The sequence below is a fragment of the Herbidospora yilanensis genome, from assembly GCF_001570565.1.
In the GTDB taxonomy this organism is placed as follows: Bacteria; Actinomycetota; Actinomycetes; order Streptosporangiales; family Streptosporangiaceae; genus Herbidospora; species Herbidospora yilanensis.
The window spans coordinates 32,602-55,615 of sequence record NZ_BBXE01000019.1 but is presented as its reverse complement, the minus strand read 5'-3'; the positions used below and the strand labels follow the sequence as shown (position 1 = coordinate 55,615).

Sequence of the window (23,014 nt, the reverse complement as noted above, 5' to 3'; positions counted from 1 at the left end):
CTGTCACCAGGAGGGCTCTTGACAGGAAGATTTCAAGCCCAGGGCGGCGGCACGGCCACCCGCGGCGGCGGCACCGGGAACAGGCCCCGCGAGTGGGCCATCAGCTCGGCCAGCGACCGCTGGGTCGTCAGGAAGTCGGTCTCGGAGACCCCGCCGCGCACCGCCCGCTCGTGGAGCAGCCCGAGCTCGGTCGCGGCGAGCTGGTAGTCGCTCATCGCCTGCTGGCCGCGCCGCCCGCCGTGCTGCCGCGCCCACTTGCGGGCCTCGCGGCGGTGCTTGAGCGACGAGAGCATGACGATGTCGGCGGCCGTGATCAGCCCAGTGCGCTCATAGGGCGGCAGGTAGTGCTGGATCATGCCGACGACCCGCTTCCGGTCGCGCACGATGACCCACAACTCCACGAAGAGCAGCGCCATCAGGATCAGGTAGGCCACGATCAGCCCGTTGAAGCCCGCGAACGAGGCGAACCCGTTCCAGAGGCCGTGGAGGATCATCGCGCCGATCCACCCCAGGATCACCATCCAGACGCCGCGCGCGCCCCGGTTCTGCGGCTGGGCGGCGTAGGCCACCGCGATCCCGATCAGCGAGGTGAACAGCGGGTGGGCCAGCGGCGAGAGCACTCCGCGCAGCACCACCGTGGCGGCCAGGCCCTCGGGGCCGTTCTCGGTCAGCGCCGCCAGGTAGTAGCTGACGTTCTCGGACATCGCGAAGCCCAGGCCCACCATGCTGGCGTAGATGATGCCGTCGGTCGGGCCGTCGAGCTCCTGCCGCCGGTAGCGCAGGAACCCGACCAGCACGAGGCCCTTCATCGACTCCTCGACGAGCGGGGCGCCGAAGGTGGCGACGTAGTTGCGGGCGCCCTCGGGGTCGCCCAGCGCGTTCTCGACGTAGATCAGGTTCAGCGAGTTGAGCAGGCCGGCGAACAGCACCGCGATCCCGGCGCCCCACATGAAGGCGAAGATCAGGTTGCTGCGCGGCTCGGGCTCCATGCGGTCGAGCGCCAGGACCCCGGCCAGCAGCAGCGGGACGGGCGCGATCGCCGCCGCCAGCGCGATGAAGAACTCGACCGGATCGCCGTTGAGGATGTCGAACGAGAACGACACGGTCGCGCAGATGCCCGCCACGACGAGCCCGATGATGAGCCCGAAGGACGGGCGCCCCCTCAACACCGATCGTGGATCGCGGCTCGCCATTCCGTGAGCGTAACGGAACCTCGACGCGCTGTCCGCTCAGGCGATCAGGGAGTCGATCGCCACGGCCAGGAACAGCAGCGCCAGGTAGATGTTCGACCAGTGGAAGAACCGCATCGGGCGCAGGTCGACGCCGGTCTTCCCCGCCTTCAGGCGGTGCCGCAGGGCGTACACCTCGAACAGGCACGCGGCGCCCAGGACGGCCGCGACGGCGGGGTAGAACAGGGAGGTCCCGGCCACCGGCCAGAGCAGCAGCGAGCAGGCCACCGTCGCCCACGTGTACCAGATGACCTGCTTCACGACCGTGGCCTCGGAGGCCACCGTCGGGAGCATCGGCACCTTGGCGGCGGCGTAGTCCTCGCGGTAGCGCATGGCGAGGGTCCAGGTGTGCGGCGGCGTCCAGAAGAACACCACGCCGAACAGCACGACCGGCGCCCACGACATGCCGCCGGTGATGCCGGCCCAGCCGATCAGCACGGGCATGCACCCGGCGATGCCGCCCCAGACGATGTTCTGCGACGTGCGCCGCTTCAGGAACATCGAATAGACCAGGACGTAGAAGAGGATCGCCCCCAAGGACAGGGCGGCGGCCAGCCAGTTCACGGTCAGGCCGAGGCCCAGCGTGGAAGCGGCGCCCAAAATCACGCCAAAAGTGAGCGCGCCTCTGGGGGACACCTGGTGGCGGGCCAGCGGACGGCGCCGCGTGCGGCGCATCACCTCGTCGATGTCGCGGTCGATGTAGCAGTTCAGCGCGTTGGCGCTGCCCGCCGACAGGGTGCCGAACACCATGGTGTTGATCGCGAGCCACAGATCGGGAAGGCCCTTGGCGGCGAGGAACATGACCGGCAGCGTGGTGATCAGGAGCAACTCGATGATCCGCGGCTTGGTCAGCGCCACATAGGCCCGGATGACCTCGCCGGCGCCGCGGCGAACCGCGGCGGGGGCCATCGCTTCGTTCTTCATCAGCACCGTCAAGGCGCTTCCAGCACGTGCGGGGTCAACGCGTAACCTCGGGATTAGAGCGGGATCTCCGGGCAGCAGCCGGAACTAGGGAAATCACTTTAGTGGGACGGGCCCGTGGTCCCTGAATCGGGGCTGCTCACCCACCCTCGATCGTTTGGGGGGTGCCTACCAGACGGTACGCATCCGCACCCGTTAGGGTCCCGTGTGGGCGGGAACGCCTGAACCGCGTGAGTGAAACAAGAGGGGATCGAACGAGTGAGCAGTGCTGGTCTTGAGTGGAGCGACCTCGATCGGCAGGCCGTCGACGTGGTGCGCGCCCTGGCGATGGACGCTGTCGAGAAGGCGGGCTCGGGACACCCCGGTACGGCGATGAGCCTGGCCCCCGCCGCTTACCTGCTGTTCCAGAAGACGATGCGACACGACCCGACCGATTCCCACTGGGTGGGTCGCGACCGATTTGTACTGTCCTGTGGACATTCGAGCCTTACGCTCTACATCCAGCTATACCTGTCCGGTTATGGCCTGAGCCTCGACGACATCAAGGCGCTGCGCACCTGGGACAGCCTGACCCCCGGTCACCCCGAGCACGGCCACACGCTCGGCGTCGAGACCACCACCGGCCCGCTGGGCCAGGGCATCGGCAACGCCGTCGGCATGGCCATGGCGGCCCGCCGCGAGCGCGGCCTCTACGACCCCGACGCCGCCCCCGGCACCTCCCCCTTCGACCATCACATCTGGTGCGTGGCCTCCGAGGGCGACATCGAAGAGGGCATCAGCCACGAGGTCAGCGCCCTGGCCGGCCACCAGCGCCTGGGCAACCTGACCGTCGTGTTCGACTCCAACCACATCTCGATCGAGGACGACACCCAGATCGCCCTCTCCGAAGACGTGGTGGCCCGCTACGAGGCCTACGGCTGGCACACCCAGACCGTCGACTGGACCCAGACCGGCGACTACGTCGAGGACGTCGCCGCCCTCCACGCCGCCCTGGAGGCCGCGCGCGCCGAGACCGGGCGCCCGTCGTTCATCCGGCTGCGCACGATCATCGGCTGGCCGGCGCCCAACAAGCAGAACACCGGCAAGATCCACGGTTCGGCGCTGGGCGCCGACGAGATCGCCGCCACCAAGAAGGTCCTGGGCATGGACCCGAACGAGTCGTTCGTCGTCCCGGAGGCCGTGCTGGAGCACGCCCGCGGCGTCGTCGAGCGCGGCCGGGCCGCCCACGCCGAATGGGACAAGGGCTACCAGGAGTGGCGCGCCGCCAACCCCGAGCGGGCCGCCCTGCTCGACCGGCTCAGCGCCAAGGAGCTGCCCACCGGCTGGACCGAGGCGCTGCCGTCCTTCCAGGCCGGCGCCTCCATGGCCACCCGCAAGGCCTCCGGCGAGGTGCTGAGCGCACTGGCGCCGGTGCTGCCCGAGTTGTGGGGCGGTTCGGCCGACCTGGCCGAGTCGAACAACACCACGATGAAGGGCGAGCCGTCGTTCATCCCCGAGGTGTTCCAGACCAGGGAGTTCCCCGGCGGGCCCTACGGCCGCACCCTCCACTTCGGCATCCGCGAGCACGGCATGGGCGCCATCCTCAACGGCATCGCCCTGCACGGCGGCACCCGCCCCTACGGCGGCACCTTCCTGGTCTTCAGCGACTACATGCGCCCCGCGGTGCGCCTGGCCGCGCTGATGAAGCTCCCGGTCACCTACGTCTGGACGCACGACTCCATCGGCCTCGGCGAAGACGGCCCCACCCACCAGCCGGTCGAGCACCTGTGGGCGCTGCGCGCGATCCCGGGCCTCGACGTGGTCCGCCCGGCCGACGCCAACGAGACCGCCGCCGCCTGGCGGATCATCATGGAGCACAACGACCGCCCGGCCGCGCTGGCGCTGACCCGGCAGAACCTGCCGGTCTACGCCGGCACCGCCGACGTGACCAAGGTCGCCAAGGGCGGTTACGTGCTTGAAGACGCCTCGAACGGGCAGCCGAAGGTGGTCATCATCGGCACCGGCTCCGAGGTCGAGATCGCTCTCGGCGCCCGCGAGAGCCTTGAGGAGCAGGGCATCCCGACGCGCGTCGTCTCGATGCCGTGCGTCGAGTGGTTCCACGCGCAGGACGCCGCCTACCGGCAGGAGGTCCTGCCACCGAATGTTCACGCGAGGGTCGCCGTCGAGGCGGGAATCGCGCTGGGCTGGCGTGAGTTCGTAGGAGACGATGGCGTCGTGGTGGGCCTGGAGCACTTCGGCGCCTCGGCCCCCTACAAGACCCTCTACGAGCAGTTCGGCCTCACGGCGGAGCGCGTGGCCGCGGCGGCGAAGGCCTCGCTCGCCAAGACCGGCGCCGACAAGGGCGAGACGACGGGAAACTGAATATGAGTGAGAACCTCTCCAAGCTGACCGGATTCGGCGTGTCGATCTGGCTCGACGACATCAGCCGCGAGCGTCTGCGCACCGGCAACCTCGCGGCGCTGATCCGCGAGAAGAACGTGACCGGTGTCACCTCGAACCCGACGATCTTCGCGTCCGCGCTGAGCAAGGGCGACGCCTACGACACCCAGCTCCACGACCTGGCGGTCCGCAAGGTCTCGGTCGACGAGGCCGTGCGCGCGATCACCACGTTCGACATCCGCTGGGCCGCCGACGTGCTGCGCCCGGTCTTCGACGCCACCTCCGGCGTCGACGGCCGCGTGTCCATCGAGGTCGACCCGCGCCTGGCCCGCGAGACCGAGGCGACGATCGCCGAGGCCCGCGCGCTCTGGTGGCTGGTCGACCGGCCGAACCTGTTCATCAAGATCCCGGCGACCGTCGAGGGCCTGCCCGCGATCACCGAGGCCATCGCCGAGGGCATCAGCGTCAACGTCACGCTGATCTTCTCCCTGGAGCGCTACCGCGCGGTCATGGACGCCTGGCTCGACGGCCTGGAGCAGGCCAAGGCCAAGGGCCTCGACCTGTCCAAGATCGAGTCGGTGGCGTCGTTCTTCGTCAGCCGCGTCGACTCCGAGATCGACGCCCGGCTCGACAAGATCGGCACCCCCGAGGCGCTGGAGCTGAAGGGCAAGGCCGCCGTCGCCAACGCGCGCCTGGCCTACGCGGCCTTCGAGGAGATCGTGAACACCCCGCGCTGGCAGGAGCTGCGCGCGGCCGGGGCGCGTCCCCAGCGCCCGCTGTGGGCCTCCACGGGCACCAAGAACCCCGACTACCCCGACACGCTCTACGTCGACGAGCTCGTCACCGCCGGCACCGTCAACACGATGCCGGAGAAGACGCTGAACGCCGCGGCCGACCACGGCCGTATCTCGGGCGACACGATCCGTCCGTTCTACGAGGCCGCCTGGAACGCCATGGCCGCGCTCAAGAGCATCGGCATCGACTACGACGACGTCGTGCGGGTGCTGGAGGACGAGGGCGTCGACAAGTTCGCCGTCTCGTGGAACGAACTGCTGGAGACCGTCACCACCGAGCTGGGGAAGGCCCGATAACTCATGGCGCTAGAGGTGACCCTGGGTCCCGTGGCCGAGGCCGCGGCGGCCGTCAAGGACAAGCTGGTCGCCGAGGGCGTGCCGGCCGCCCTCGCGGCGGGCGACTCGACCCTCTGGGGGCCGGAGGCGCAGACCGAGGCGGCGATCCGTCTCGGCTGGCTGACCCTGCCCACCACCAGCCGGGAACTGCTTCCCGAGCTGACCAAGCTGGTGGAGCGGGTGCGGGCCGAAGGGCTCGACCACGTCGTGCTGGCCGGCATGGGCGGCTCGTCGCTGGCGCCGGAGGTCATCTGCGCGACCGACGACGTGCCGCTGACCGTGCTCGACACCACCGACCCCGGCCAGGTGCTGCGCGCCCTGGGCGACCGGCTGGAGAACACGGTCGTGGTGGTCGCGTCGAAGAGCGGCGGCACCGTCGAGACCGACAGCCACCGCCGCATCTACGAGAAGGCCTTCCGCGACGCCGGCATCGACCCGGCCGGCCGGATCGTCGTCGTGACCGACCCGGGTTCACCTCTCGAGAAGTCCGCCACCGAGGCGGGTTACCAGGTCTTCCTGGCCGACCCCAACGTGGGCGGGCGCTACAGCGCGCTCAGCGCGTTCGGCCTGGTGCCGAGCGCGCTGGCGGGCGCCGACGTCGGCAAGCTCCTCGACGACGCCGCCGAGATCGCCCCGCTGCTGGGCCGCGACGAGGGCAACCCGGGTCTCGACCTGGGCGCCCTGCTGGGGGCCCAGGCGCTGGCCGGGCGCGACAAGCTGATCCTGCGCGACGCGCTGTCCGACATCACCGGGCTGCCCGACTGGATCGAGCAGCTCATCGCCGAGTCGACCGGCAAGTCCGGCAAGGGCATCCTGCCCGTCGTCGGCGCCGACTCGGCCGAGGGCCACGACCAGTTCGCGGTCGACATCGGCCCCGAGGGCGACGTCCACGTCGACGGCCCGCTGGGCGCGCAGTTCCTGGTCTGGGAGTACGCCACCGCGATCGCCGGCCGGGTGCTGGAGATCGACCCCTTCAACCAGCCCAACGTGGCCGAGTCGAAGGAGAACACCGGCAAGATCCTCGCGTCGGCCCCGCAGATCGGCGCCCCGGCGCTGGTCGACGGCCCGGTCGAGGTCTACGGCGAGGTCGGCGACTCCCGCAACCTGGCCGACGTGCTGACGTGGCTGCTGCGGGCGATCCCCTCCGACGGATACCTGGCGATCATGGCCTACCTCGACCGCGAGGCCGCCTTCGACGCCGCGGTGCTCGGCGGGGCCGACTTCGAGCAGACCACCGAGGCGTGGGCGAGGGCCGACGTGGCGACGCTGCGCAACCTGCTCGACTACCGCACCGAGCGGGCCGTCACCTTCGGGTGGGGCCCGCGGTTCCTGCACTCGACCGGCCAATACCACAAGGGCGGCCCGCAGGTCGGGGTCTTCCTGCAGATCACCGGCGCCAACGGCGACGACGTGGCGGTCCCGGGCAAGCCCTACGGCCTGGCCGAGCTCCAGCTCGCGCAGGCGCTGGGCGACCTGGGCGCGCTCCAGTCGCGGGGCCGCCCGACCGTGCGGCTCCACCTCACCGACCGGCGGGCGGGCGTCGCCCACCTGCTGGCGGTGGCCGAGGAGCTCTGACCCCGATGAGAGCGGATGAGATCAAAACGGAGCCGTCGTACAGGAGGGCGCCGAATCATGTCTGACAACGAACCCGCCGCGCTCGCGGAGGAGACCCAGGTCGCCACCGCGGCCGTCGCGGCGGTGGCGACCAACGAGGAGACGATCGCCGCCAACCCGCTGCGCGACCCCAGAGACAAGCGGCTGCCCCGCGTGGCCGGGCCCTGCGTCCTGGTGCTGTTCGGCGTGACCGGCGACCTGGCCAAGCGCAAGCTGCTGCCGGCGATCTACGACCTGGGCAACCGCGGCCTGCTGCCGCCGGGCTTCTCCCTGGTCGGCTTCGCCCGCCGCGACTGGGCCCACGAAGACTTCGCCAACGTCACCTACGAGGCCGTGAAGGAGCACGCCCGCACCCCGTTCCGGGAGGAGGTCTGGAAGCAGATCTCCGAGGGCATCCACTTCTGCCCGGGCGAGTTCCACGACGACGGCGCGTTCGACTGCCTGGCGATGATGCTGAAGGAGATCGACGAGACCCGGGGCACGGGCGGCAACTACGCCTTCTACCTGTCGGTCCCGCCGAAGTTCTTCCCGACGGTCGTCGAGCAGCTCAAGCGCACGGGCCTCGCGCAGCACCCCGACGGGTCGTGGCGCCGCGTGGTGATCGAGAAGCCGTTCGGCCACGACCTGGCCAGCGCCCAGGACCTCAACCGCATCACCAGCGCGGTCTTCCCGGAGAGCTCGGTCTTCCGGATCGACCACTACCTGGGCAAGGAGACGGTCCAGAACATCCTGGCCCTGCGCTTCGCCAACAACCTCTACGAGCCCATCTGGAACCGCAGCTTCGTCGACCACGTGCAGATCACGATGGCCGAGGACATCGGCATCGGTTCACGGGCGGGCTACTACGACGGCATCGGCGCGGCCCGTGACGTCATCCAGAACCACCTGCTCCAGCTCCTGGCGCTGGTCGCGATGGAGGACCCGACGTCCTTCGACGCCAACTCGCTGCGCCGCGAGAAGGAGAAGGTCCTCAAGGCGGTCAGGCTGCCCGACGACCTGGCGACCGGCGCGATCCGGGGCCAGTACACCGCGGGCTGGCAGGGCGGCGACAAGGTGATCGGCTACCTCGAGGAAGACGGCATCCCGAAGGACTCGCTGACCGACACCTACGCCGCCATCAAACTGGAGGTGGCCAACCGCCGGTGGGCCGGGGTGCCGTTCTACCTGCGCGCGGGCAAGCGCCTGGGCCGCCGGGTGACCGAGGTCGCCGTGGTGTTCCAGCGGGCGCCGCACCTGCCGTTCAGCAAGGACGACACCGAGATCCTCGGCCAGAACGCCCTGGTGATCCGCGTCCAGCCCGACGAGGGGATCACGGTGCGGTTCGGGTCGAAGGTGCCCGGCACGGCCATGGAGGTCCGCGACGTGTCCATGGACTTCGCCTACGGCGAGTCGTTCATGGAGAGCAGCCCCGAGGCCTACGAGCGGCTGCTGCTCGACGTCCTGATCGGCGACCCGCCGCTGTTCCCGCACCAGCGGGAGGTGGAGCTGTCGTGGCAGATCCTCGACCCGATCGAGGAGTACTGGGCCACCCACGGGCGTCCCGAGGGCTACCCGGCCGGCACGTGGGGTCCCGCGGGCGCCGACGAGATGCTCGCCCGCGACGGGCGGGTCTGGAGGCGGCTGTGACCAGTTTCAACCTGACCGCGACCACCGCCTCGAAGATCAGCTCGGCGCTGACCAAGCTCCGCCACCAGATGGGCGCCCCGGCCGTCGGCATGGTGCTCACGCTCGTGGTGGTCTCCGACGAGGCGGGCCAGTACGACGCGGTGCGCGCGGCCACCGACGCGGCGCGCGAGCACCCGTCCAGGATCCTGGTGGTGATCCGGCGCGACGCCCGCGAGGCCGACCGGCTCGACGCGGAACTGCGCGTCGGCGAGTCGTCGCCCGGCGAGGTCGTCATCCTGCGCCTCTACGGCGAGCTCACCAAGCACGCCGACTCGGTGCTCAGCCCGCTGCTGCTGACCGACACCCCGGTGGTGGTCTGGTGGCCGGCCGACGGTCCGTCCGCCCCGGCGAAGGACCCGATCGGGCACCTCGCCACCCGGCGGATCGTCGACGCCCGCACCGCCCACGACGGCGCCAAGGTCGTCGCGTCGCGCTGGGCGGGCTACGTCCCGGGCGACACCGACCTGGCCTGGACGCGGCTCACGCCGTGGCGTTCGCTCCTGGCGGCGGCGTTCGACCTGCCGGCGGGCCCGGTGACGGGCGGCATCGTCGAGGCGACGGCGGGCCATCCCAGCGCCTGCCTGCTGGCCTCGTGGTTGTCCGACAAGCTCGGCGCGGACATCGCCGTCGGCGAGTCCCAGGGCCCGGGCCTGACCGCCGTTCGGCTGACGCTGGCCAGGGGCGGCGAGCTGACGCTGGTCCGCGGCGACGCGCGGCTGGCGACGCTGTCGCGGCCGGGGCAGCCCGACCGCAACGTCGCGCTGGCGCGGCGCAGCGAGTCGGAACTGCTGGCCGAGGAGCTGCGCCGGCTCGACCCCGACGAGATCTACGCGGGCGCGCTGAAGCACCTCGCCGCACAATAAGATCGTCAACCGCCCGTCTCCCCTTCCGGGAGACGGGCGGTTTCTCTTTTACCGGAGGTACGTCATGAGCGCAGTCCCCTTCGTCGTGGTCCACCGGGACCCGGGCGTCCTGGCCCAGGCCGTGGCGGCCCGGCTGATCACGAGGTTGACCGACGTGCAGACGGCACGGGGGACGGCGTCGGTCGTGCTGACCGGCGGCACGATCGGGATCGCCACCCTGGCCGCCGTGGCCGCCTCCCCGGCCCGCGACGCGGTCGACTGGCGCGCCGTGGACGTCTGGTGGGGCGACGAGCGGTTCGTGCCCGCCGGCTCCTCCGACCGCAACGAGAAGCAGGCCCGCGAGGCCCTGCTCGACGTGCTCGACTTGGACCCCGAGCGGGTCCACCCGATGCCCGCCGCCGACTCGGGCCTGTCCCCGGAGGAGGCCGCCGACCGGTACGCCGCCGCCCTGGGCGCGGCGCCCGGCTTCGACGTCCTGATGCTGGGCATGGGCCCCGACTCCCACGTGGCCTCGCTGTTCCCAGGCCATCCGGCCCTCCACGAGAAGGACCGCCTGGTCGTGGCCGTGCACGACTCCCCCAAGCCGCCGCCCACGCGGGTGTCGCTGACCTTCCCCGCCATCCAGGCGGCGCGTGAGGTGTGGGTGATCGCGTCGGGCGCGGAGAAGGCGCCCGCGGTGCGGGTCGCCCTGACGTGCGACCAGCTCTCGGCCCCGGCGGCGGGCGCCCGCGGCGTGGAGCGGACCCTGTTCCTGGTGGACCGGGCGTCGGCCGCCGAGATCCCGGGCCGGTCGCCCGTCGGGTAAAGCCGGGATTTGCCGAGACGGGACCGGCCCTTGGCCGGGCTTCGAGCCCGGCCTTGCGGCGGCAGGGCGGCGGCGGGGCGGCGGCGGGCCCCTCCCGTCCCCGGCGTTGCGGTCGCTTTTACCCGCCCCGCCCTGAGCCCGGGAACCCCCTTCCGACCTGCGGATAGTGTCGGTTGAGTGGTCGACGGACGAGGGAGGGGACCATGTCGATCGACCTGACCGAGGACACGACCGTCGGCTGGACCTTCACGCTCACCCCGGCGGAGAGGAGACCGTGACATGCGCGCCCTGCGATTCACCCGCTACGGCTCGCCCGCCGACGTCCTGGAGGTCGTCGACGTCACCGAGCCCGAACTGAACGGCGGCGACGCCCTCGTCGCGATCAAGGCCGCCTCGGTCACCCCGTCGGACCTGAAGACCGTCTCCGGCTACATCCCGGGCACCTCGTTGCCCCGCGTCCCCGGCCGCGACTTCGCCGGGGTGGTCGTCGGCGGGCCGCACGACTGGATCGGGGCCGAGGTGTGGGGCACCGGCGGCGACCTGGGGTACACCCGCGACGGGTCGCACGCCGAGTTCGTCGTGGTGCCCGTCTCGGCGCTGGTCCGCAAGCCCGAGAGGCTGACCTTCCCCGAGGCGGCGGTCATCGGGGTCAACTTCCTCGTCGGCTGGATCGGCGTCGTCGAGACCGCCCTGCTGGAGAAGGGCGAGACGATCGTGATCTTCGGCGTCAGCGGCGCCGTCGGGTCGGCGGTGGCGCAGATCGGGCGCGTCCGGGGGGCGCGGGTCATCGGGATCGACCGCAGACCCCCGCTGGACGACGCCGGCCTCGACGAGTTCGTGCTGCTGGACGGCGACGCCGCCGCCGAGGTGCGGCGGCTGACCCGCGGCGCCGGCGCCGAGGTCGTGTACGACGCCGTCGGCGGCGTCACCACCCCGGCGGCCCTGGCCTGCCTGGCCCAGCGGGGCCGGCTCGTGGTCATCGGCTCGACCGGGACGCGGAAGGTCGAGATCGACCTCCCCGACTTCTACCACCGGGAGGTGCGCATGATGGGCCTGGACACCAGGCGGCTCGGCGCCATGCAGTGCGCCGAACGGCTCGCCCAGGTCACGTCCTATCTGGAGTCGGGCGACTTCCGGCCGCCGCCCATCGCGTTCACCTTCGACCTCGAACTGGCCGGGGACGCCTACGAGGCGGTCGCGAAGCGGCCTCCCGGGCGGGTCGTCATCTGCCCGTAGACGCGCGTCGCAGCGTGTGCTCGGCGTCGGTGAGCGCCTGCCGGGCCTTGGACTCCTCCTTCCTGACGACCTCGTAGCGCTGTTCGGCGGCCGACGCCCGTCTCCGCGCCCCGGTCAGGGCACGCTCGGCCTCGGCCACACCTTCGAGCGCCTCGTCGCGCTCCGCGACGGCGGGCCCGAGCCGGTCGGCCCATTCCGCGTGACGTTCCCGCGCCGCCTCCACGGCCGCCTCGGCCGCCGCCCGGGCCGAAAGGTCGGGGGCGGGCCTGCGGCGTGCCGCCGAGGTGGGAGGGGCCGCGGTGGGCACGAAGCCGCTGTAGCTCAGGGCCCCCGCCAGCCGTCCCGAGCGGACCTGGGCGGCCGCGTCGGCGTCGATCACGGCGGCGTCGAGGGTCTGCTCCAGTTCGGCCGGCGAGGTCACCCGGCCGGACGCGGCCTTCAGCACCAGGCGGGAGACCGCGGCGACGGCGGCGGCGCGGCGCGGGCCGAGGGCGGCCAGGGCGTCGCCGTCGCCGGAGGCCCAGGCGGCCCGCATCTCCTCCCCCACGGCCAGGAGTTCCCCGATCTCGGCGGGGTGCGAACGCACCACCTGGTTGACCGCCCACGCCAGCACGGTGGGCTTGCGCAGCTTCCCGATCTCCTTGTCGCCGGTCTCCTTGACGAGCCGGTTCCGCGCGGCGGTGAACTCCGACGGGGGCAGGGCGTAAAGCTGGTCGGCAGCCTCTTCACGGTTCACGGAGAGGTCATACCCTGGCCCGCATGACCGACTTGCGCGGAGACCGGCTGACGCTCCGCCCGATCGCCCCGTCGGACGCCCCGTGGCTGCTGGTCCACTGGAACGAGCCGAGCGTGCGGCGGCACCTCTTCGACGACTCGCTGGTCTCGGTGGAGCTGGTGGCCGAGATCGTGAGCGACAGCCGGGAGGACTTCGAGTCCCACGGCTACGGCCTGTGGGCGATCGTCCGGGGCCACGAGATCGGGGTGTGCGGGTTGCGCACCACCGACGACCACGCGGCCGAACTCCTTTACAGCGTAGATCCGAAATGGCAGGGGCAGGGTCTCGCGCTGGAGGCGGCCCGCATGGTGGTGGCGTTCGCCTTCGGCGACCGGGGCGCGCCCGAGGTGGTGGCCGAGACCGACGCCGCCAACACCGCCTCGCGGCGGCTGGCCGAGAAGCTGGGCATGATCCGCACCCGCACCCGCCAGGGCGAGCACGGGCCGGTCCACGTCTACACGCTTCGCGCACCCGCCGTTTCCGGCGCATAGTGGGGGCAGTCCCCCACACCACACGGAGACGACACGGAGGAAACCCGTGTTCGAGCGTTTCACCGACCGTGCCCGCCAAGTGATCATGCTCGCCAGCGAAGAGGCCCGCGACCTGGGCCACCGCCACCTCGGCACCGAGCACGTCATGCTCGGGCTCATCAGGGAGGGCCACGGCCTGGCCGCCCAGGCGCTCGCCGAGTGCCAGGCCGACGTCGAGCCCATGCGGGCCGTCGTGGCCCGCCTCGTCGGCGAACCGCGGACGCCGCCGGCCGAGACCGCCAACCTCCCCTTCACGCCGCGCACGAAGAAGATCCTCGAACTGGCGCTCCGTGAGGCCATGCGGCGCAACGACAGATACGTCAGCACCGAGCACATCCTGCTCGCCACCCTCCGGGAAGGGCAGGGCATCGCCGTCCACGCGCTCGCCGAGTGCGGGATCCCGCCCGAGGTGGTCGAGGACGCGCTCGAACGGCGCATGGCCGCTCAGGGCGCGAAGGACCGCTCGGTCATCGACCGGCTGACCGATCCGGGCGACCACACGATCCAGGCCACCCTGCGCCGCTACGGCGAAGACCGGCACACCATGAGGAGGGTCCTGGAGAGCCTCGAAAGCCTCCACCGGCGGCTCGACGCGATGGGTGCGCCGCCCGACCCGGGAAAGTGATCATTCCGGTCCGGGGCCCCTGAGCCGCCCCGGACCGGAATGTTTCGTGTGGCGCGGTCTAGGCCGGGACGACCGGCGCCAGCACACCCACGGCGATCCGCGCCTCGACCACACCGGGGTCATCGGTGTAGCCGAGCGTGGCGCCGAGGGAGATCAGCAGACTCCGCATGCGCGTGTTGTCGGAGAGCAGCGTGGCCCGCACTTCGGCCAGGCCCAGGTCGCGGGCCTCCTCCAGCAGCGTCCGGGCCAGGGCGGCCCCGAGGCCGCGGCCCTGCCAGCGGTCCTCGACGAGGAGGGTGAACTCGGCGGTGCCGGGTTCGGCGCCGAAGTTCAAGCTGGCCAGCGCGACCACCTGGCCGTCGTGCCCGGCCACCAGCGAGTGGCCCTTCGACCGGTCGCAGAGCCGGTCGAAGACCCTCGGGGGCAGGCTGGGGGCCGCGGTGAAGTAGCGGAACCTGCGGGTCTCCGGGGAGCAGCGTTCGTGCAGGTCGCGTACGGCCTCGCGGTAGATCGGGGCCAGCGACTCGACCCGCACCCGGGTGCCGTCGCCCAGCGTCAGGTCGCGCTCGGCCGTGACCGGGCCGGCCGGCGGCTGGGCCAGCCGGACCAGCGCGGCGGCGCGGGCCGCCTCGGTCATGGTGAAGGGCAGGCCGGTCCGGCGCAACCGGATCGACCGGCGCGGCGCCACCGGCACCACCAGCAGGGTGGGATCGGGCAGTTCACCCTTCAGGGCGCCGAACACCCAGCGGGCGTCGTCGGCGCGGAGCAGGTCGCCGAGGATCTCCGGGAGCCGCCACGGCATCGCCCGCAGCCGCGCGGCCAGCAGCAGCACCCGCGTCGGCTCGTCGGTCAGTTCGTGGGCGGTCGCCGGGACGACCTTGACCCGCCGGCCGCCGGCCTCCTCAAGGGCGACCCGCACGTCGTCCGCCGAGGCCGGGATGTCGGCGATGAACTCGTCGACGGTGCCGTCGGAGTCGGGTTGCACGGACAGGCCGAGGATGTTGCCGCCCTTGGCCGCGAGCGCCGACGCCAGCGACGCCAGCCGCCCGGGACGTTCGTCGACCGTCGTCCTGATCCGCAGAAACCCCATGACTTCTCTCCCTCCGCTGCATCCCAGGCTGGAGGAGCGTTGTTACGCATCTGCTACATGGCGGTATGCCATCCGTTTCGTCATGACAAATTCTGTTAAGACTTCGCATAACGGGGCTTAATGCCACCCTCGACGACGTGTTCCGTCGTGAGATGCGGCGTCGGTGACGAATAGAGCAGGATTATCCCTATGAACGCTCCGCTCTCCGATTCCTTCGCCAACGGTGACGTCTCCTACTGGTACCGGGCACTCGGCGTCCCCGAGCCCGCCCACCGCCTCGACGGCGACCTGCGGGCCGACGTGGCGATCGTCGGCGGCGGCTACACGGGCCTCTGGACGGCCTACTACCTGGTGAAGGCCGACCCGGCGCGCCGCGTCGTGGTCCTGGAGAAGGAGTTCGCCGGGTTCGGCGCCTCCGGCCGCAACGGCGGCTGGCTGGCCGGGCTGCTGCCGGGCAGCCCGCGGCGCTACGCCAAGACCCACGGCGCGGAGGCCGCGCGGGCGTTCCAGCGGGAGCTGTTCACCGCCGTCGACGAGGTCATCTCCGTCTGCGCGGCCGAGGGCGTCGACGCCGACGTGGTGAAGGGCGGCGTCTTCAACGTCGCCAGAACCCCCGCGCAGGCACTGCGCCTGGAGCAGGAGGTCGAGGCGCAACACGCCTGGGGCTGGGGCCCCGAGGACGTCTCGGTGGTGCCGGTCGACGAGCGCATCCGGGTCGAGGGCGCCCTCACGGCCTCATGGAGCCCCCACTGTGCGCGGGTGCAGCCGGCGAAACTGGCCAGGGGGCTGGCGAAGGTCGTACAGGACCTCGGGGTCGAGCTCTACGAGGGCACCGAGGTGACCGGGATCGCGCCCGGCCGGGTGACGACGGCGCGCGGCACGGTCCGCGCCGATGTGATCCTCCGCTGCACCGAGGGGTTCACCGCCACCCTGAAGGACAACCACCGCGACTGGCTGCCGATGAACAGCTCCATGATCGTCACCGAGCCGCTCCCCCCGGGCTTCTGGGACGAGGTCGGCTGGCGGGGCCACGAGCTCCTCGGCGACTTCGCGCACTACTACATGTACGCCCAGCGCACCGCCGACGACCGCATCGCCTTCGGCGGCCGGGGCCGCCCCTACCTCTACGGCTCCAGGGTCGACGACCGCGGCCACACCCACGGCTGGACCGTCGACGCCCTCTGGCGCCTGCTGCTCGGCTTCTTCCCCGCCGCCCGCTCGACCCGGGTCGCGCACGCCTGGTCGGGGGTGCTGGGCGTGCCGCGCGACTGGTGCGCCACCGTCGGGCTGGACCGTTCGACCGGGCTCGGCTGGGCCGGCGGCTACACCGGCCACGGCGTCACCGCGACCAACGTCGCCGGGCGGACCCTGCGCGACCTGGTGCTCGGCCGCGACACCGGCCTGACCGCGCTCCCGTGGGTGGGCCGCCGGGTCCGCAAGTGGGAGCCCGAGCCCCTGCGCTGGACGGGGGTGCACGCGATGTACCGTCTCTACCGGCTCGCCGACGCCCGGGAGGCCGGGGGCGTGCCCCGCACGTCCGTGCTGGCCAGAATCGCCGACAAGATCACAGGACACTGAATTGACCGAGACCCTGTTCCACGGAGGCCGCGTCTTCACCCCGGGCGGCTTCGCCGAAGCCGTGCTGGTCCGCGACGGAGTCATCGCCGCCGCGGGAACGCCCGACGAGGTCGCCACCCCGGCCGCCGAGCCCTTCGACCTGGCCGGAGGCCTGCTCACGCCGGGATTCACCGACAGCCACGTCCACCCGGTCCAGGCCGGCCTCGAACGCGCGTTGTGCGAACTGTCGGAGGTGTACGGCCTCGACGCCTATCTCCAGGAGATCGCCGAGTACGCCGCCGCCCACCCCGGCCGGGAGTGGATCCAGGGCGGCGGCTGGGACATGGCCGCCTTCCCCGGCGGTCTCCCCCGCCGCGAGCAGCTCGACTTCCTCGACCGCCCGGCCTACCTGATCCAGCGCGACCACCACGCCGCCTGGGTCAACACGCGGGCCCTGGAGCGGGCGGGCATCACGAAGCACACCCCCGACCCCGCCGACGGCCGCATCGAACGCGACCCCGACGGCACCCCGACCGGCGTCCTGCACGAGGGCGCGATGGACCTGGTCGGCCTGCTCACCCCCCGCCCCACGGCCGCCGACCAGGAGGCCGCGCTGCTGGACGCCCAGCGGCACCTGTTCTCCCTGGGCATCACCGGCTGGCAGGACGCCATCGTCGGCTCGTACGCCGGCTCCGACGACCAGCTCCCCACCTATCTCTCGGTGGCCGGCAAGGGCCTGCTGAAGGCCCGCGTCGTGGCGGCGTTGTGGTGGGACCGGGCCCGGGGCGCCGAGCAGATCCCGTCACTGGTCGAGCGCCGGGCCTCGGCGGAGGGCCTCGACCGGTTCCGCGCCGGGGCCGTCAAGATCATGCAGGACGGCATCGCCGAGAACTTCACGGCCGCGGTCATCGAGCCTTACCGCCGGCCCGATCTCAAGAGCCGGGATGAGATCGCATGTCACTGCGGCGGGACCGGCCTCTCCTACGTGGATCCCGCTCTCCTGAAGGGCTACGTCCGCGAACTCGACGCGCTGGGCTTCCAGGTCCACTTCCACGCCATCGGCGAGCGCGCGGTCAGGGAGGTGCTCGACTCCCTGGAGGGCACCGACCCGGCCAACCGCCACCACATCGCGCACCTGCAGATCATCACCCCCGACGACGTGCCCCGCTTCGCCAAGCTGGGCGCGGTGGCCAACCTGCAGCCACTGTGGGCCGCCCACAGCCCCCAGATGGACGAGCTCACCCTGCCCTACCTGGGCGAACCCCGGTCGTCGTGGCAGTATCCGTTCGGCGACCTGGTCGCCTCGGGGGCCCGTCTGGCGGCCGGCTCCGACTGGCCGGTGTCGTCGGCCGACCCTCTGGAGGGCATGCACGTCGCGGTCAACCGGGTCGAGCCGCCCGGCTCCCACCACGCCGGGCACTCCGCGACGCCGTTCCTCCCCGGCCAGGCGCTGGACCTGCGGACCATCATGACGGCGTACACGGAGGGAAGCGCCTGGCTCAACGGGTCACCGGCGGGCGTGATCGAACCGGGCCGCCCGGCCGACCTCGTCGTGCTCGACCGCGACCCCTTCGCCCAGCCGGCCGGTGAGATCGCCCTCACCAGGGTCCGGGCCACGTTCGTGGACGGAGAGCAGGTGTACTGACGAACGAGAACGGCCCCGCTGCCTGCGCAGCGGGGCCGTTCCGGCGAGTCCTGGTAGATCGCACTAGTAGATCGGACGCGAGGAGGAACGCAGCCGCTCCAGCGCCTCCGCGAGGATCTGCGCGCCGTCCTTGTCGCTCCGGCGCTCCTTCACGTAGGCGAGGTGCGTCTTGTAGGGCTCGTTGCGCGGCGGAGCAGGCGGGTTGGCCTGGTCCTGACCCGCGGGCAGGCCGCAACGGGGGCAGTCCCAGAACTCCGGGACGGCCGCGTCGCTGGCGAAACTGGGACGCGTCTCGTGAAGATTCGCGCACCAGAAGGCGACACGCACTCGGGGGGCCGCCTCGCCGCGCTCGGCCTCGCCCATCGGGCCGGCTCCGACTCGACTGCCACGGATCGCGTTGCCACTACCCACGGATTACTCCTCGCTCGATCGCCCCGCGGGGAACACGGGGAGAGAATGAACCCTATGTGACGCTTGGGGCTGCTACGGCTTGAGCAGCAGGCCGAGCGCGATGATGCAGACGAACCACACGACGCCGGTGATGACCGTGAGGCGGTCAAGGTTGCGCTCCACGACGGACGAACCGCCGAACGACGAGGCGAAGCCGCCGCCGAACATGTCCGTCAGACCGCCGCCCTTGCCCTTGTGGAGCAGAACCAGCAGCACCATGAGGCAGCTCGACAGAATGAGGGCGATGGAGATTCCGATAGTCACGGCAGACCTTTTCCGGATAGCGCCTGAGCGGCATGACGATTCAAACGTGCTCTATGAGGGTACGACCTGGTGTCAAGTCGCACCCCCATAATGACCCAGCTAGGCCGACATCTGCGCTAAAACCGGCAGATCTTCACGAACTCCGCCGGGTCGAGGCTGGCCCCGCCGACGAGCGCGCCGTCGACGTCGGGCTGTGCCATGATCCCCGCGATGTTGTCAGACTTCACCGAGCCTCCGTAAAGGATACGGACGGCGTCGGCGACTTCGGTGTCGTACAGCTCGGCGAGTCGCACGCGGATCGCGCCGCACACCTCCTGAGCGTCGTCAGGAGTGGCGACCTCGCCGGTGCCGATCGCCCAGACCGGCTCATAGGCGATCACGATCGTCTTCGCCTGCTCGGCCGAGACCCCCTTGAGGGCGCCGTCGACCTGGGCGAGCGTGTGCTCGACCTGGTTGCCCGCCTGGCGGACCGGCAGGCCCTCGCCGACGCACAGGATCGGCGTCACCGAGTGACGGTAGGCCGCCTGGACCTTGGCGTTGACCAGGGCGTCGTCCTCGGCGTGGTACTGCCGGCGCTCCGAGTGGCCGATCGCCACGAAGGTGCAGCCGAGCTTGCCCAGCATGACGCCGGAGATCTCCCCGGTGTAGGCGCCGCCGTCGTGGGCGGACAGGTCCTGGCCGCCGTAGACGATGCGGAGCTTGTCGCCGTCGACCAGCGTCTGGACGCTGCGCAGGTCGGTGAACGGCGGCAGCACCGCGACCTCGACCTTGTCGAAGTCCTTGTCGGTCAGGGAGAAGGCGAGTTCCTGAACCAGCTTGATCGCCTCAAGGTGGTTCTTGTTCATCTTCCAGTTGCCGGCGATGAGCGGCTTGCGGCTCACGTCAGTCCTCCAGCGCGATCAGGCCGGGCAGTTCCTTGCCCTCTAGGTATTCGAGGGAGGCGCCGCCACCGGTCGAGATGTGCGAGAAGCCGTCTTCCGGCAGGCCGAGCTTGCGCACCGCCGCGGCGGAGTCGCCGCCGCCGACCACGGTGAACGCCTCGGAGCGCACGAGCGCCTCGGCGACGGCGCGGGTGCCGCCCGAGAACGCCTCGAACTCGAACACGCCCATCGGGCCGTTCCAGAACACGGTCTGGGCGTCGGCCAGCTTCTGGGCGAACAGCTCGCGGGTGCGCGGGCCGATGTCCAGGCCCTCACGGTCGGCCGGGATGGCGGTGGCGTCGACGACCTCGTACTCGGCGTCCTCGGCGAACTCGACGGCCGCCAGGATGTCGACCGGCAGGACCAGGTCGACGCCGCGCGAAGCGGCCTCGTTCAGGAACCCGCGGACGGTGTCGAGCTGCTCCTCCTGCAGGAGGGACTTGCCGACCTCGTAGCCCTGGGCCTTGAGGAACGTGTAGGCCATGCCGCCGCCGATGAGCAGCCGGTCGACCTTGGTCAGCAGGTTCGCGATGACCTTGAGCTTGTCGGAGACCTTCGCGCCGCCCAGCACGACCGCGTAGGGGCGGGCCGGTTCTTCGGTCAGCTTCTTCAGCACGTCGACCTCGGCGGCGATCAGGCCGCCGACCGCGTGGGGAAGCTGCTTGGGCACGTCGTAGACCGACGCGTGCCGGCGGTGGACCGCTCCGAAACCGTCGCCGACGTAGAGGTCGGCGAGCATGGCCAGGCGGGCCGCGAACTCGGCGCGGGCGGCGTCGTCCTTGGACTCCTCGCCCGGCTCGTAGCGCAGGTTCTCCAGCAGGGCCACCTGGCCCTCTTCCAGCGCCGCGACGGTGGCGCGGGCGGAGTCGCCGACCACGTCGGCGGCGAAGGCGACCGGCTCGCCCAGCAGCTCGGAGAGCCGCCTGGCCACGGGGGCCAGCGAGAACTCCGGCTTGACCTGGCCCTTAGGACGGCCCAGGTGAGCGCAGACGATCACCTTGGCGCCCTTGCCGGCCAGCTCCCGGATCGTCGGGAGCGAGGCGCGGATGCGGCCGTCATCGGTGATCACGTCCCCGTCGAGGGGAACGTTCAGGTCGGCGCGCACGAGGACGCGCCGACCCTTCACGTCGAGCTCGTCGAGACCACGCATCAGAGCGAGGCACCCACGTACTCGATGAGGTCCACGAGACGGTTGCTGTAACCCCACTCGTTGTCGTACCAGCCGATGACCTTCACCTGGTTGCCGAAGACCTTGGTGAGGCCGGCGTCGAAGATGCAGGAGCTCGGGTCGGTGACGATGTCGCTGGAGACGATCTCGTCCTCGGTGTAGGTCAGGAAGCCCTTGAGCGGGCCCTCGGCGGCGGCCTTGAACGCGGCGTTGACCTCTTCGACGGTCACCTCGCGCTTGAGGTCGACGGTCAGGTCGGTCGCCGAGCCCGTGGGGATCGGCACGCGCAGCGCGAAGCCGTCGAGCTTGCCCTTGAGCTCGGGCAGCACCAGGCCGATCGCCTTGGCGGCGCCGGTCGAGGTGGGGACGATGTTCAGCGCGGCGGCGCGGGCGCGGCGGAGGTCGCCGTGCGGGCCGTCCTGCAGGTTCTGGTCCTGCGTGTACGCGTGGATCGTCGTCATGAGGCCCTTCTCGATCCCGAAGGAGTCGTTGAGGACCTTGCCGAGCGGGGCCAGGCAGTTGGTGGTGCACGACGCGTTGGAGATGATCGTGTGGTTCGCCGGGTCGTAGGTGTCGTGGTTGACACCCATGACGATGGTGACGTCCTCGTTCTTCGCCGGAGCGGAGATGATGACCTTCTTCGCGCCGTTCTCGGCGTGGACCTTGGCCTTGTTGGCGTCGGTGAAGAAGCCGGTCGACTCGACGACGACGTCGACGCCCAGGTCGCCCCACGGAAGCTTGGCCGGGTCGCGCTCGGCGAACGCCTTGATGGCCTTGCCGTCGACGATGATCTCGTCGGCGGTCGCCTTCACCTCGTAGGGCAGGCGGCCCAGGATGCTGTCGTACTTGAGCAGGTGCGCGAGCGTGGCATTGTCCGTGAGGTCGTTGACAGCGACGACCTCGATGTCCTTGCCGCTGGCTGCGGCGGCTCGCCAGAAGTTGCGGCCAATGCGGCCGAAGCCGTTGATGCCTACGCGGATGGTCACGGGGATCCGATCTCCTCGTCCGTCGTTACGTGACTGAAACCTCGGTGCAGACCCTATCGGACTCAAATTGGTTTAGACCAAGTGGGTCTGCCGCAGGGCGGCATAGCGTAAGAAAGCCGCAAAGCGGGGCGACTTTCTGTAAAAAATTGCGCTGTTACGTGGGGTCTTCAGCCGCTGAGCATGTCCGCCGTGAGGCTCGCCTCGGTGGTCGGGAGGCCGAGGTCCTGGGCGCGTTTGTCGGCCATGGCGAGGAGGCGGCGGATGCGGCCGGCGATGGCGTCCTTCGTCAGCGGCGGGTCGGCGATCTGGCCGAGCTCCTCCAGCGACGCCTGCTTGTGCTCCACGCGCAGCCGCCCGGCGATCACGAGGTGCTCGGGGGCGTCGTCGCCGAGGATCTCCAGGGCCCGCTGGACGCGCGCGCCGGCGGCCACGGCCGCGCGGGCCGAGCGGCGCAGGTTGGCGTCGTCGAAGTTGGCGAGGCGGTTGGCGGTGGCCCGGACCTCGCGCCGCATCCGGCGCTCCTCCCAGGCCAGCACGCTGTCGTGGGCGCCCAGGCGGGTCAGCAGGGCGCTGATGGCGTCGCCGTCGCGGACGACCACGCGGTCGACGCCGCGCACCTCGCGCGCCTTGGCGTGGATCTTCAGCCGGCGGGCGGACCCGACCAGGGCCAGCGCGGCCTCGGGGCCGGGGCAGGTCACCTCCAGCGACATCGACCGGCCCGGCTCGGTCAGCGAGCCGTGGGCCAGGAACGCGCCCCGCCAGGCGGCCTCGGCGTCGCACGTCGCTCCTGACACGACCTGTCGGGGCAGGCCCCGCACCGGACGGCCGTGGTTGTCGATCAAACCGGTCTGCCGCGCCAGCGCCTCACCGTCCTTGTAGACGCGGACGACGTAGCGCGACCCCTTCCGCAGCCCCGCCGGGGCCAGCACCAGGACCTCGGCCTTGTGGCCGAACACCTCGCCAATGTCCTTGATCAGGCGGCGGGCCGTCACGTTGGTGTCGAGCTCGGCCTCGATCACGATCCGGCCGCCCACCAGATGGAGCCCGCTGGCGAACCGCAGCAGCGTCGACACCTCGGCCTTGCGGCAGCAGGGCTTCAGCACCGGCAGACGGCTCAGCTCGTCTTTTACCACGCCTGTCATGGCCATTAGCGCGTGTCCTC

General features: G+C 71.2%; 21 protein-coding genes. 11 read left to right on the top strand and 10 right to left on the bottom strand.

Features of this window, described 5'->3' with window-relative positions; translation table 11 throughout:
- Nucleotides 1–32 precede the first annotated feature (32 nt).
- Both AW273_RS12950 and AW273_RS12945 read right to left on the bottom strand, forming a co-directional pair.
- Nucleotides 33–1,169 (bottom strand): PrsW family intramembrane metalloprotease, encoded by a 1,137-nt coding sequence (locus tag AW273_RS12950; protein WP_232327356.1) that lies wholly within the window; start codon nt 1,167–1,169, stop codon nt 33–35.
- A gap of 60 nt (nt 1,170–1,229) precedes the next feature.
- Entirely contained in the window at nt 1,230–2,153 is a 924-nt protein-coding gene (locus AW273_RS12945) for a heme o synthase (protein WP_062348728.1), read from the bottom strand.
- 255 nt (nt 2,154–2,408) lie between these two features.
- On the opposite strand from AW273_RS12945, the gene tkt reads away from it, so the two are divergent.
- The 7 genes from tkt (at nt 2,409) to AW273_RS12910 (ending at nt 11,842) form a co-directional block, all read left to right on the top strand.
- Entirely contained in the window at nt 2,409–4,511 is a 2,103-nt protein-coding gene (gene tkt, locus AW273_RS12940; protein WP_062348542.1) for a transketolase, read from the top strand.
- Between the two features lie 2 nt (nt 4,512–4,513).
- A complete protein-coding gene (gene tal, locus AW273_RS12935; RefSeq protein ID WP_062348541.1) occupies nt 4,514–5,620 on the top strand; it encodes a transaldolase in 1,107 nt (368 codons plus the stop codon).
- 3 nt (nt 5,621–5,623) lie between these two features.
- Nucleotides 5,624–7,234 (top strand): phosphoglucose isomerase-related protein, encoded by a 1,611-nt coding sequence (locus AW273_RS12930; RefSeq protein WP_062348540.1) that lies wholly within the window; start codon nt 5,624–5,626, stop codon nt 7,232–7,234.
- Between the two features lie 57 nt (nt 7,235–7,291).
- On the top strand, nt 7,292–8,899 hold the full coding sequence (gene zwf, locus AW273_RS12925) for a glucose-6-phosphate dehydrogenase (protein WP_083949730.1): 1,608 nt from the start codon (nt 7,292–7,294) through the stop codon (nt 8,897–8,899).
- Nucleotides 8,896–9,801, top strand: coding sequence for a glucose-6-phosphate dehydrogenase assembly protein OpcA (locus AW273_RS12920; RefSeq protein ID WP_062348539.1), 906 nt, complete (start codon nt 8,896–8,898; stop codon nt 9,799–9,801). Before zwf ends, AW273_RS12920 begins: the two co-directional genes overlap by 4 nt.
- A gap of 64 nt (nt 9,802–9,865) precedes the next feature.
- Nucleotides 9,866–10,606 carry a 6-phosphogluconolactonase gene (pgl, locus tag AW273_RS12915; RefSeq protein ID WP_062348538.1) on the top strand — a complete coding sequence of 247 codons (741 nt, stop codon included), beginning with the start codon at nt 9,866–9,868 and terminating at the stop codon, nt 10,604–10,606.
- Nucleotides 10,607–10,885: 279 nt separating this feature from the next.
- The gene (locus AW273_RS12910) at nt 10,886–11,842 is read left to right on the top strand and encodes a quinone oxidoreductase family protein (RefSeq protein ID WP_062348537.1); all 957 of its coding nucleotides are present in this window, start codon (nt 10,886–10,888) and stop codon (nt 11,840–11,842) included.
- Here AW273_RS12910 and AW273_RS12905 read toward each other — a convergent pair.
- Entirely contained in the window at nt 11,829–12,578 is a 750-nt protein-coding gene (locus tag AW273_RS12905) for a hypothetical protein (RefSeq protein WP_062348536.1), read from the bottom strand. The two genes, AW273_RS12910 and AW273_RS12905, sit on opposite strands and share 14 nt — an antisense overlap.
- A 23-nt stretch (nt 12,579–12,601) precedes the next feature.
- Here AW273_RS12905 and AW273_RS12900 point away from each other — a divergent pair, with 23 nt between their 5' ends.
- Nucleotides 12,602–13,108, top strand: a complete 507-nt coding sequence (locus AW273_RS12900) for a GNAT family N-acetyltransferase (protein ID WP_062348535.1) — start codon at nt 12,602–12,604, stop codon at nt 13,106–13,108.
- Between the two features lie 46 nt (nt 13,109–13,154).
- A complete protein-coding gene (locus AW273_RS12895; RefSeq protein ID WP_062348534.1) occupies nt 13,155–13,772 on the top strand; it encodes a Clp protease N-terminal domain-containing protein in 618 nt (205 codons plus the stop codon).
- A 58-nt stretch (nt 13,773–13,830) separates the two neighbouring features.
- On the opposite strand, the gene AW273_RS12890 is transcribed toward AW273_RS12895, so the two are convergent.
- Nucleotides 13,831–14,862: a GNAT family N-acetyltransferase gene (locus AW273_RS12890; RefSeq protein WP_062348533.1), complete on the bottom strand. Its 1,032-nt coding sequence runs from the start codon at nt 14,860–14,862 to the stop codon at nt 13,831–13,833.
- Nucleotides 14,863–15,051: 189 nt separating this feature from the next.
- Between AW273_RS12890 and AW273_RS12885 the strand changes: the two genes are divergently transcribed.
- Nucleotides 15,052–16,440, top strand: coding sequence for an NAD(P)/FAD-dependent oxidoreductase (locus AW273_RS12885; RefSeq protein ID WP_062348532.1), 1,389 nt, complete (start codon nt 15,052–15,054; stop codon nt 16,438–16,440).
- A gap of 1 nt (nt 16,441) precedes the next feature.
- Nucleotides 16,442–18,064 (top strand): amidohydrolase, encoded by a 1,623-nt coding sequence (locus tag AW273_RS12880; protein WP_062348531.1) that lies wholly within the window; start codon nt 16,442–16,444, stop codon nt 18,062–18,064.
- A 63-nt stretch (nt 18,065–18,127) separates the two neighbouring features.
- Here the strand turns inward: AW273_RS12880 and AW273_RS12875 are convergent, their stop codons facing one another.
- The 6 genes from AW273_RS12875 to whiA all read right to left on the bottom strand — a co-directional run bounded on the left by AW273_RS12875 (nt 18,128) and on the right by whiA (nt 23,000).
- Entirely contained in the window at nt 18,128–18,475 is a 348-nt protein-coding gene (locus AW273_RS12875; RefSeq protein WP_081898407.1) for an RNA polymerase-binding protein RbpA, read from the bottom strand.
- Between the two features lie 72 nt (nt 18,476–18,547).
- A complete protein-coding gene (gene secG, locus AW273_RS12870; protein ID WP_030452236.1) occupies nt 18,548–18,778 on the bottom strand; it encodes a preprotein translocase subunit SecG in 231 nt (76 codons plus the stop codon).
- A gap of 116 nt (nt 18,779–18,894) precedes the next feature.
- Nucleotides 18,895–19,659 carry a triose-phosphate isomerase gene (tpiA, locus tag AW273_RS12865; RefSeq protein ID WP_083949729.1) on the bottom strand — a complete coding sequence of 255 codons (765 nt, stop codon included), beginning with the start codon at nt 19,657–19,659 and terminating at the stop codon, nt 18,895–18,897.
- Nucleotide 19,660: 1 nt separating this feature from the next.
- Complete coding sequence (locus AW273_RS12860) at nt 19,661–20,848, bottom strand: phosphoglycerate kinase (protein ID WP_062348530.1); 1,188 nt, start codon at nt 20,846–20,848, stop codon at nt 19,661–19,663.
- On the bottom strand, nt 20,848–21,852 hold the full coding sequence (gap, locus tag AW273_RS12855; protein WP_062348529.1) for a type I glyceraldehyde-3-phosphate dehydrogenase: 1,005 nt from the start codon (nt 21,850–21,852) through the stop codon (nt 20,848–20,850). The genes AW273_RS12860 and gap overlap by 1 nt, the downstream gene beginning before the upstream one ends.
- Before the next feature lie 167 nt (nt 21,853–22,019).
- Nucleotides 22,020–23,000 carry a DNA-binding protein WhiA gene (whiA, locus tag AW273_RS12850; RefSeq protein ID WP_030452232.1) on the bottom strand — a complete coding sequence of 327 codons (981 nt, stop codon included), beginning with the start codon at nt 22,998–23,000 and terminating at the stop codon, nt 22,020–22,022.
- Between the last annotated feature and the right edge of the window lie 14 nt (nt 23,001–23,014).

Excerpts from the sequence above, each read along its gene's own strand:
- AW273_RS12910 (WP_062348537.1), top strand. The coding sequence starts at position 10,886 with ATGCGCGCCCTGCGATTCACCCGCTACGGCTCGCCCGCCGACGTCCTG.
- AW273_RS12890 (WP_062348533.1), bottom strand. The coding sequence starts at position 14,862 with ATGGGGTTTCTGCGGATCAGGACGACGGTCGACGAACGTCCCGGGCGG.
- pgl (WP_062348538.1), top strand. The coding sequence starts at position 9,866 with ATGAGCGCAGTCCCCTTCGTCGTGGTCCACCGGGACCCGGGCGTCCTG.
- tal (WP_062348541.1), top strand. The coding sequence starts at position 4,514 with ATGAGTGAGAACCTCTCCAAGCTGACCGGATTCGGCGTGTCGATCTGG.
- AW273_RS12945 (WP_062348728.1), bottom strand. The coding sequence starts at position 2,153 with ATGAAGAACGAAGCGATGGCCCCCGCCGCGGTTCGCCGCGGCGCCGGC.
- AW273_RS12900 (WP_062348535.1), top strand. The coding sequence starts at position 12,602 with ATGACCGACTTGCGCGGAGACCGGCTGACGCTCCGCCCGATCGCCCCG.
- AW273_RS12860 (WP_062348530.1), bottom strand. The coding sequence starts at position 20,848 with ATGCGTGGTCTCGACGAGCTCGACGTGAAGGGTCGGCGCGTCCTCGTG.
- whiA (WP_030452232.1), bottom strand. The coding sequence starts at position 23,000 with ATGGCCATGACAGGCGTGGTAAAAGACGAGCTGAGCCGTCTGCCGGTG.
- AW273_RS12885 (WP_062348532.1), top strand. The coding sequence starts at position 15,052 with ATGAACGCTCCGCTCTCCGATTCCTTCGCCAACGGTGACGTCTCCTAC.
- AW273_RS12930 (WP_062348540.1), top strand. The coding sequence starts at position 5,624 with ATGGCGCTAGAGGTGACCCTGGGTCCCGTGGCCGAGGCCGCGGCGGCC.
- zwf (WP_083949730.1), top strand. The coding sequence starts at position 7,292 with ATGTCTGACAACGAACCCGCCGCGCTCGCGGAGGAGACCCAGGTCGCC.